Here is a 6,526-nt window from a genome sequence, read left to right on the forward strand (position 1 = left end):
AGGACAATGTCCCGGACTCGCCCGAAGATTCAATCATGTCGATTTTTCTGCCCGAAGCGTCGAAGACGGATGCGGAGAAACCGTTCGGGCAGTCGAAGTAGCGCAGGGTGATGGTTGAGCCGATTGGCGTAACTGACAAGGAGTTTAAGCCACTTGTCTCAGGGTGTTCGGTAATGCCTTCGCCCATGTCCCAGTCCGAGATCATCGCATAAGCCTTTAGTACGCTGTCCTGTCCTATACGCGTCATGCGCGAATACACCCACACGATTCTGTCATTTGACACCGAAACCGCAGGAGTCTGGCATGGAATAAAAGGCCTGTATATAAAGGTATCAGCGCCCCAGGCTGATGTATACTCGAAAAGAGTGGTGCTGCGCTGAGGTTCGTTGCCCTGCACTTTCCCAAGAATGCCTGCGGCATGAGCCCATAATTTAACGTTGCTGTCAGGTGTCCACTCGGTATATATCCTTGTATGAGTGTGGCAGAAACGGTCGTCCGAAGAAACTGCAATGTTGAACTGGCCTGCGGGGTCAGTCGATTGACTCCACAACGAATCACTCCATATCAGGCCGCTTATGGGGCGGCGAACAAGCCCTTTTTCCTCGAAAACCCGGCCAATCAAGTGATCGGGCATGTATGGCGGTATCATGTAGTCGGTCCAGAACACGACGAAGCGGTCGTTATCAAGCCAGAAGGGTTTGGGCGCGCAGGCGCCAACTAGCTCCGCTCCGTCGTCCACGCGATGTCCTTCGGGCTCCCAGGGAAGGATAGGGATATCATCCGCGTCGAACGCCTGAAAAATAGGGTACGTGTGCGCCGTTTCGTTAAAATCGAGCCATGTTATAACGATGTCGTTTGCATCGTTTAGAGCAACTTGAGGATATAAGAAGTCAACCCTAGTGGGAATGGAGTCGTGCACCATGAAAGCGGTATTCTTTGGCGAACCATTCGGGTCAAAACGTTGTACCCACACGAACCTCGATGGGTCTCTCCAACTACTCCAAGCTAAAGTGAACTCTCCTTCGCTATTCAAACCCAGGGATGTAGTCTTCTTCACAGATGTAAGATATAACTGAGGTTCGATTGTTTTTGCAGACAAAAGAGGCATTCCTACAGATGAGAAGCGCTGGAAGCGGATGTTTGAAAGATTCTCTGAGTCTGCGCCTGTTGTTCTATTGTCAATCCACACTAAAACAGTGTTCCCCGCGCTGTCCATTCCGATGCAAGGCCAGAAAGTCCAGCATGTGTCTGCAATCTTTTCGGGCTTGTAGGCGTCTGTAAGAGGGTTTCCGTTCTTGTCAAAGAACCGAACGTAAAGGTCCAGCCTTGAACGGTAAGGCCGCCATGTGGAATCGTAAGCGCTATCCACCCAGGCAACGGCGAAATGGCCGTCAGGCGCCATGGCTGCGCTTAACATAATCTGGTGATGTTTGGCGGCTGCCTCGGCAAGAGGAAAGGGGTCGACCAAAACGCCTGAAAAGATGGTAAGACCTGTAAGCAATACATTCAGCACAAAAAGCCTCCTTGTTTTTTATTATAAGTCGAAACCTGCATCAATCAAGGTCGGGAGGAGGTCGGCATTTGCCGACCTCCTCAAACAGGTTCGTTACCAGTTAGCTGTTCGATCTCCATCACAAGCACCGTCACCTGTTAGACCTGAAGGTGTGCTGCTGGTAATCGTCCAACCTCCGGTGTAGTATGGCGTCGGGGGTGGACTCCCAGCTGGATAAGTGAAAGATGCGTCCCATGTGCCAATAACAGAACTCCATGTGGTTTCTACCGTGTTCTTTCTGCGAATCGCCGAACCTGCCCAGGTGCCGTCTCCTTCCTTGGTTCCGGTCTGACCTGTAGTTTTGCCGCCTGTGATAGAGGCGATCTTAAGGAAGATGGTATCGTTGTCTCTATCGTAAACAAACCTAATCGTTATGGTATCTCCCTGACCGAAAGCAGGGTTGTAGAAGGTATCACGGTCGCTGACCCGCGTTGAATCGTACATCTCTCTAGTATAAACATTAGGGGTTGTGTAGGCATTACCGCTGTAATAAAGGGTTCCGCCCACGAACCAGCCGTCCCATGTCTCGTAGTAGGCCTGCGCCGTTGTTGCCGTTGCAAGCACTGCTATCACGGCGGCAAGGATTAGGGCTTTGTGTTTGCCCATTGTTACTCCTTGGGTTAGATTGTTTGTTAATAATCTAAGGAATCCTGTGTTCCTGTCTTGCCCTCGGCAGCATAATTATAGAAAAAAAAAAACCGCATGTCAAGTCTTTTTACGCCAAAAGGAAGCCGAATAATAAGTAGAATGGGGGCTCAATAAAAAAGCGCCTCCCTATCGAAGGGGAGGGACGGCTCCTCTGGAGCCGTTTTGAAGCTTCTGTTTAGTTCACTGGATCAGAGGAACCGAACTTCTCGCAAAAAAGAGTGCCCCCCTATCGAAGGGGGGCACCAAGGAAAGTCAGTCCAGCTTGCCCTAAAATTCAAGTCGCAGTCGATTATCCGTAGAAAGGAGGTGATCCAGCCGCACGTTCCCGTACGGCTACCTTGTTACGACTTAGCCCCAGTCACCGAGTTCACCCTCAACGCAGGTCCTCACGAGGTTAGACTCCACGTCTTCAGGTGCCCACGACTTCCATGGCTTGACGGGCGGTGTGTACAAGCCCCGAGAACGCATTCACCACAGCATGGCTGATCTGCGATTACTAGCGATTCCATCTTCATGCAGGCGAGTTGCAGCCTGCAATCCGAACCATGGCCGCTTTTAAGGGATTAGCTTCATCTCGCGATGTTGCAGCCCGCTGTAACGGCCACTGTATGACGCGTGTCGCCCTGGGCATAAAGGCCACGATGACTTGACATCATCCCCACCTTCCTCCCGGTTGACCCGGGCAGTCCCGATAGAGTGCCCAGCATAACCTGATGGCAACTATCGGCAGGGGTTGCGCTCGTTGCGGGACTTAACCCAACACCTCACGGCACGAGCTGACGACAGCCGTGCAGCACCTGTGTACGCTCCGGGGAAAACCCCGGTCCTTCACCTTTCGGATCCGTACCACGTACATGTCAAACCCAGGTAAGGTTCTTCGCGTAGCAACGAATTAAACCGCATCATCCACCGCTTGTGCGGGGCCCCGTCAATTCCTTTGAGTTTTAGCCTTGCGGCCGTAGTCCCCAGGCGGTACACTTATCGCGTTAGCTGCGGCACTGACCATTGCCAATACCTAGTGTACATTGTTTACGGCTAAGACTACCCGGGTATCTAATCCGGTTTGCTACCTTAGCTTTCGTGCTTCAGCGTCAGGAACATACCAGAGAGCTGCTTTCGCCATAGGCGTTCCTCCTGATATCCACGCATTTTACCGCTACACCAGGAGTTCCGCTCTCCTCTTCTGTCCTCTAGATCGGCAGTATCGACCGCAGTTTCCAGGTTGAGCCTAGAGATTTCACAATCGACTTACCAATCCGCCTACGCACCCTTTACGCCCAGTGAATCCGGGCAACGCTTGCACCCTACGTATTACCGCGGCTGCTGGCACGTAGTTAGCCGGTGCTTCCTTTGGGGGTACCGTCAATACTAATGGATATTAGCCATTAGTATCATCGTCCCCCCTGTCAGCGGTTTACATCCCGAAAGACTTCATCCCGCACGCGGCGTCGCTGCATCAGGCTTTCGCCCATTGTGCAATTTTCTAGACTGCTGCCTCCCGTAGGAGTCGGGCCCGTGTCGCAGTGCCCGTGTGGCCGATCGCCCTCTCAGGCCGGCTACCCGTCGTTGCCTTGGTGGGCCATTACCCCGCCAACAAGCTGATAGGCCAGGAGCTCATCCCAAAGCGATAGCTTACAAGTAGAGGCCATCTTTCCTCCAAAAGACTCGCGTCCTTCGGAGCGTACGGGGAATTAGCACCGATTTCTCGATGTTGTGCCCCGCTTCGGGGTAAATTACTCCAGTATTACTCACCCGTTCGCCACTAACTTTTCTCAAGTATTGCTACAAAAGAAAAGTCCGTTCGACTTGCATGTCTAAGACACGCCGCCAGCGTTAGCCCTGAGCCAGGATCAAACCCTCCAAGCAAAAATTCTTGAAGGTAAACTGGACTTAAAACTCAAGGGGGCTGGACTTACTTTCCAAATTTCCCAAAGAACAAGACGAGAATTATATGCACATTTCCGGCGTTGTCAAGTACCTTTCTTTCGGATAGTTACTGACACGCAGCTATTATGGCATTCTCGGTTCAAAAAAGAACCACCTCTCAACCCTTCGCAAGAGTATTATAATCAGCCAAACCAAGATGTCAAGACAATAAACCCGTTAAAAACGCCTTGCGTTTTTAACGGGTAGCCAAAAAATAAGCCCCACAAAAACACGGAGTGTTTTGCTGGGGGCTCCATCCGCACTTGGTATTTTACGCTTGTTCTGATTCTCGACGCCGTTGAAATTCTTTTGCATTTTCCGCTTTCTCATAAGTCTAAAAGAAAATCCGCTGGAGTGGATTTTCTTTTATTAAATTATCCCGCGTGCGGGGGAATTTCTCCCTTCTAGCGAGGGGAAGGGCTTAAAAGGAGGCGTGTCATTGCCCTGACACTGGTTGCGCGTTCCCTCGCACGCGGGAAGGAACCATCTAACCAAGGAGGTTATCCTATATATATTATAGGATAGAAAAAGATTGGGTCAAGTTGTGTTGCACTTAGAAGATTGCGTCGAAACCTTAAAAATATGGTTTTACCTTGCCCAAATTCTCCTCTGGAGAATCCCCTTACCCTTCGAGGGAAGGGGAACTATTAATCTCCTCCCCCTTGATGGGGGAGGGTGGGAGGAGGTGAAACCCTTTTTAAGTGTATATCTCATTTTTCTTCTGGATCGGTTTCTCTTCCGATTCTCAATTCAACCTCTTGTCTTATTACTTCTACGACTCCATCCGTATTCTTAAGTACATCATTATCCCAGAATCTTAAGATCTTGAATCCTTTGGAAACAAACCAGGCATCCCTCACATTATCCTGCTCTGAGTCTGCATGTTGACTGCCTTCAACCTCAACAATCAGTCCCGAATCGAATGAAACGAAATCTACAATATATTTCTCAAAGGGATATTGACGCCTGAACATCACGCCGAGTTGTTTGCGGTTGAGGCGTTTCCAGAGTTTGGCTTCGGCATCGGTCATGCGATGTCGCAAGCCTTTAGAAAGCGGCGTGAGTTTCCTGCGCGTCAACTTCATTTTGGGTTTCACCTTGCCCCTAACCCCTTCCCGTCGAGGGAAGGGGAACTTCTGATCTCCTCCCCCTTGATGGGGTGAGGTGTACTCTCCTTCGGAGGCTTGAGGGAGGAGGTGAAAGTGTTTGATTTACAACAATGCTTGAATAGATTTTGAGAGTAAGCTAAATTCATGAGTTTCACCTTGCCCCTAACCCCTTCCCATCGAGGGAAGGGGAACTCCTCCCCCTTGATTGGGGAGGCTGGGAGGAGGTGAAACTTAAAATTTGCCACTAATGAAGGACCGTTGTGAGAATCTCAGGATAGTAAATTGCTAACCAAATAGTACCTGCAAGCCAAGCGAGGAATAGAAAGCCAGCAATGGAGATGCCTACAATCAAACCAGTTTTCTTCTGACCTTCCCTTCCGAATATCATCGCCAGCAGGACGATTATGCCTGCCGTTACAATCGCCAGGCCGGCGAGCGCTATGGGAACGCTGGCCCCGCCAAGCCGCACCGCCGTCGGAACGATGGTCACTACAAACGCAATTATCGCCGCAAATATGCCGATGATTTGCACAAAGTTGCGCGTCATGCGCTGTTCATTGTCTTTGGCCTCTTCTATTCCCTTGTTTAGTAATTTTGTTTTTTCTTCAGTTTCACTTTTTAAAGTAGTTAACTCCCCTTTTGTACTAAAAACGAATCTTTTGTAATCTACTAAATTCCTTTGGAGGTCTTCCATCTGGAGATTTTGAGCTTTGATTCTCGTTTCTCTTCCTTGGTTTTCCATCTCAACATCTACTTCCCCTAATTTTTCAAGTAAACCAGTTAGAGTATATATACGAGGATAGTTTTCCTCTAATTCGTAATGCTCTAATATCAAGGGTATTTCTCTAAAACTCTGAGGCGAGCCATCAACTTTTTTATAGAGTACACGAACAGCATCAACTCTCAGGCCTTTAAAAAAGCAGAGAGCGAAATCATCAAGCAGGTCTCTTTTAGGAACATCGTTCGAACGTTCTGCGTCATTTCGTTTTACCAGCCACATTTTCCAGAACTCAACAAGAAGATCTTGGCAAAAAGTATTAAATCTGGTGGTTATTTCGAAAATTAGCAAATCTAGGATTACAACCGAAGTGATAGGCACATTGGAACCTATTGAAAACGATCTCCCTTTTAAACTCATGACTTGGTGTCCCTTGTTATAAGAGTCAAAGAACTTAGATTCGTTATCTTCAAAGTGATATTCATCCCATGATAGTCTGTTGAATATTGCATGGATAAAGGGAGTTATTGTATTCGACTCCTCCTGCCCTACCGCCATAGAGTTAATAATATC

Annotated in this window: 4 protein-coding genes and 1 rRNA gene; all 5 read right to left on the reverse strand. The window is 49.0% G+C overall.

Annotated features, from left to right (window positions below; genetic code table 11):
- Positions 1-1,513 (reverse strand): hypothetical protein (locus GX441_09050; protein ID NLI98786.1); only part of this gene is annotated, 1,513 nt, incomplete at its 3' end.
- A gap of 93 nt (positions 1,514-1,606) precedes the next feature.
- Complete coding sequence (locus GX441_09055) at positions 1,607-2,158, reverse strand: hypothetical protein (GenBank protein ID NLI98787.1); 552 nt, start codon at positions 2,156-2,158, stop codon at positions 1,607-1,609.
- A gap of 338 nt (positions 2,159-2,496) precedes the next feature.
- A 16S ribosomal RNA gene (locus tag GX441_09060) occupies positions 2,497-4,063 on the reverse strand.
- Positions 4,064-4,836: 773 nt separating this feature from the next.
- Positions 4,837-5,211: an endonuclease domain-containing protein gene (locus tag GX441_09065; protein ID NLI98788.1), complete on the reverse strand. Its 375-nt coding sequence runs from the start codon at positions 5,209-5,211 to the stop codon at positions 4,837-4,839.
- Between the two features lie 268 nt (positions 5,212-5,479).
- Positions 5,480-6,526 (reverse strand): hypothetical protein (locus GX441_09070; GenBank protein ID NLI98789.1); only part of this gene is annotated, 1,047 nt, incomplete at its 5' end.

It is taken from the genome of bacterium, from assembly GCA_012517375.1.
In the GTDB taxonomy this organism is placed as follows: domain Bacteria; phylum Hydrothermota; class Tepidihabitantia; order B3-TA06; family B3-TA06; genus JAAYVC01.

What these genes read in the sequence shown, in the direction of transcription:
- GX441_09065 (NLI98788.1), bottom strand. Translation starts at nt 5,211, where the DNA reads ATGAAGTTGACGCGCAGGAAACTCACGCCGCTTTCTAAAGGCTTGCGA.
- GX441_09055 (NLI98787.1), bottom strand. Translation starts at nt 2,158, where the DNA reads ATGGGCAAACACAAAGCCCTAATCCTTGCCGCCGTGATAGCAGTGCTT.